Source organism: Deltaproteobacteria bacterium (assembly GCA_019912665.1).
Lineage (GTDB): Bacteria > Desulfobacterota > GWC2-55-46 > GWC2-55-46 > GWC2-55-46 > UBA5799.
The window spans coordinates 1-3,279 of record JAIOIE010000004.1 but is presented as its reverse complement, the minus strand read 5'-3'; the positions used below and the strand labels follow the sequence as shown (position 1 = coordinate 3,279).

The 3,279-nt window shown below is 56.8% G+C and carries 2 tRNA genes and 2 rRNA genes; all 4 read right to left on the bottom strand.

Annotation, left to right across the window (positions count from 1 at the left end):
* Positions 1-1,953: ribosomal RNA gene (locus K8I01_00050) — 23S ribosomal RNA — on the bottom strand; the annotation flags it as partial.
* Between the two features lie 276 nt (positions 1,954-2,229).
* Positions 2,230-2,305: transfer RNA gene (locus K8I01_00045), tRNA-Ala, on the bottom strand.
* 47 nt (positions 2,306-2,352) lie between these two features.
* Positions 2,353-2,429: transfer RNA gene (locus K8I01_00040), tRNA-Ile, on the bottom strand.
* A gap of 69 nt (positions 2,430-2,498) precedes the next feature.
* A 16S ribosomal RNA gene (locus K8I01_00035) occupies positions 2,499-3,279 on the bottom strand; the annotation flags it as partial.

Sequence of the window (3,279 nt, the reverse complement as noted above, 5' to 3'; positions counted from 1 at the left end):
GGTCGGAACTTACCCGACAAGGAATTTCGCTACCTTAGGACCGTTATAGTTACGGCCGCCGTTTACCGGGGCTTCGATCAAGAGCTTGCACCCCATCACTTAACCTTCCGGCACCGGGCAGGCGTCACACCCTATACGTCGACTTCCAACGTCTTAGCAGAGTGCTGTGTTTTTGATAAACAGTCGCAGCCACCGATTCTCTGCGGCCTTCTTCGGCTTCGCGGGCAAGCCGCTACACCTACCAAAGGCACACCTTCTCCCGAAGTTACGGTGTCAATTTGCCGAGTTCCTTCTCCTGAGTTCTCTCAAGCGCCTGAGAATTTTCATCCTGCCCACCTGTGTCGGTTTGCGGTACGGTCCCGACGGGCTGAAGCTTAGTGGCTTTTCCTGGAAGCAGGGTATCTGCAGCTTCGGGAAGCAAAGCTTCCCTGGTCCCGCGCCTCGGCGTTGGCCCCCCGGATTTCCCTAGGGGTCCCGCCTACACGCTTCACCAGGACGTCCAACACCTGGTCTGCATAACCTTCTCCGTCCCCACATCGCACCCGCCGGCGGTTCCGGAATATTGACCGGATTCCCATCAGCTACGCATCTCTGCCTCGCCTTAGGGGCCGACTCACCCTGCGCCGATGAACGTTGCGCAGGAAACCTTGGGCTTTCGGCGACCGGGCCTTTCACCCGGTTTATCGCTACTCATGTCAGCATTCGCACTTCCCATACCTCCAGCATGCCTCTCGGCACACCTTCGCAGGCGTAGGGAACGCTCCTCTACCACCCATGGATTGCTCCACGGATCCGCAGCTTCGGTTATCGGCTTGAGCCCCGTTACATCTTCCGCGCAGGACGACTCGATCAGTGAGCTATTACGCTTTCTTTAAAGGATGGCTGCTTCTAAGCCAACCTCCTGACTGTCTGTGCCTTCCCACCTCGTTTTCCACTTAGCCGATATTGGGGACCTTAGCTGGCGGTCTGGGTTGTTTCCCTCTTGTCCCCGGACGTTAGCACCCGGGGACTGTCTGCCACGCTCTACTCTTCGGTATTCGGAGTTTGCCATGGTTTGGTAAGCCTATAGCGGCCCCCTAGCCATAACAGTGCTCTACCCCCGAAGGTAATACGTGACGCACTACCTCAATAGTTTTCGAGGAGAACCAGCTATCTCCGGTTTTGTTTAGCCTTTCACCCCTATCCACAGCTCATCCCCGACCTTTTCAACGGGCGTGGGTTCGGCCCTCCAGTGGGTGTTACCCCACCTTCAGCCTGGCCATGGATAGATCAACCGGTTTCGGGTCTACGCCCAGCTACTGAACGCCCTGTTCAGACTCGCTTTCGCTGCGCCTCCGGCACCAAGCCTTAAGCTCGCAACTGAACGTAAGTCGCTGACCCATTATACAAAAGGTACGCCGTCACTCCTTGCGGAGCTCCGACTGTTTGTATGCATGCGGTTTCAGGTTCTATTTCACTCCCCTCCCGGGGTTCTTTTCGCCTTTCCCTCACGGTACTGGTTCACTATCGGTCGATAACGAGTATTTAGCCTTGGAGGATGGTCCCCCCATCTTCAGACAGGATTTCACGTGTCCCGCCCTACTTGGCTCGAGCTCAGTTCCACACACGGGTTTTCGCGTACGGGGCTATCACCCTCTGCGGCCGGCCTTTCCAGGCCATTTCGCTAACGCGCGTGCTAAATCTCGAAGGCTGGTCCCATTTCGCTCGCCACTACTCTGGGAATCTCGGTTGATTTCTGTTCCTCCGGTTACTGAGATGTTTCAGTTCTCCGGGTTCGCTTCTCGCACCCTATGTATTCAGGTGCGGATGACCCAAGAAGGGCCGGGTTTCCCCATTCGGAAATCCGCGGATCAGCGCCCATTTGCCGGCTCCCCGCAGCTTATCGCAGGCTGTCGCGTCCTTCATCGCCTGTTATCGCCAAGGCATCCACCGCATGCACTTATTCGCTTGACCCTATAACTCTGCCGCCTGTTGCCAGGCCTTCGAGCCACAGGGCTTCTCTCATAAGCGCTTGTGCGCGCTTGCCGCCCTTTTCAATACGGCAAGCACACGATGCAATACATAACCCAGTGTGTGCTGGCGCACGGCAGCCAAACAGCGCCACCACGCCTCCAACACACCACCTTCATAATTCCCGAATTTTTAAAGATCAGCCGATCTGGTGCTTCATGAAGAAGCCACAACGGAACGAAGACCTCGTCCTCGCTCTGTTTTGCCCTCTTCCCATGCTGGTGGAGCCAACCGGGATCGAACCGGTGACCTCCTGCTTGCAAAGCAGGCGCTCTCCCAGCTGAGCTATGGCCCCCGTGACCCTCTTTTCATCGCCGCCCCCCCCACGCCCGAGTCGGTAAGTGGTGGGTCTGGATGGATTTGAACCATCGACCCCACGCTTATCAAGCGTGTGCTCTGACCAACTGAGCTACAGACCCTTCCGGGGAAAGCCCTTCGCGGCGAAACAACCGATAGATGGTGGGCACTGCAGGATGGCGCTTCTCTAGAAAGGAGGTGATCCAGCCGCACCTTCCGATACGGCTACCTTGTTACGACTTCACCCCAGTCACGAATCTCACCGTGGTCGGCGCCCCCCTTGCGGTTAGGCGACCGGCTTCTGGTGAAACCCGCTCCCATGGTGTGACGGGCGGTGTGTACAAGACCCGGGAACGTATTCACCGCGACATGCTGATCCGCGATTACTAGCGATTCCGACTTCACGCAGTCGAGTTGCAGACTGCGATCCGGACTACGATCGGCTTTCTGGGATTGGCTCCGCCTCGCGGCTTGGCAACCCTCTGTACCGACCATTGTATTACGTGTGAAGCCCTACCCATAAGGGCCATGAGGACTTGACGTCATCCCCACCTTCCTCCGGTTTGTCACCGGCAGTCTCATTAGAGTGCTCCTTGCGGTAGCAACTAATGACAAGGGTTGCGCTCGTTGCGGGACTTAACCCAACATCTCACGACACGAGCTGACGACAGCCATGCAGCACCTGTGTTCCCGTTCCCTTTCGGGCACCCCCGGATCTCTCCAGGATTCAGGACATGTCAAGGGTAGGTAAGGTTTTTCGCGTTGCATCGAATTAATCCACATAATCCACCGCTTGTGCGGGTCCCCGTCAATTCCTTTGAGTTTTAACCTTGGCCGTACTCCCCAGGCGGTCGACTTCACGCGTTAGCTTCGTTACTGAGAGTGTCAAACCCCCAACAACCAGTCGACATCGTTTAGGGCGTGGACTACCAGGGTATCTAATCCTGTTTGCTCCCCACGCTTTCGTGCATG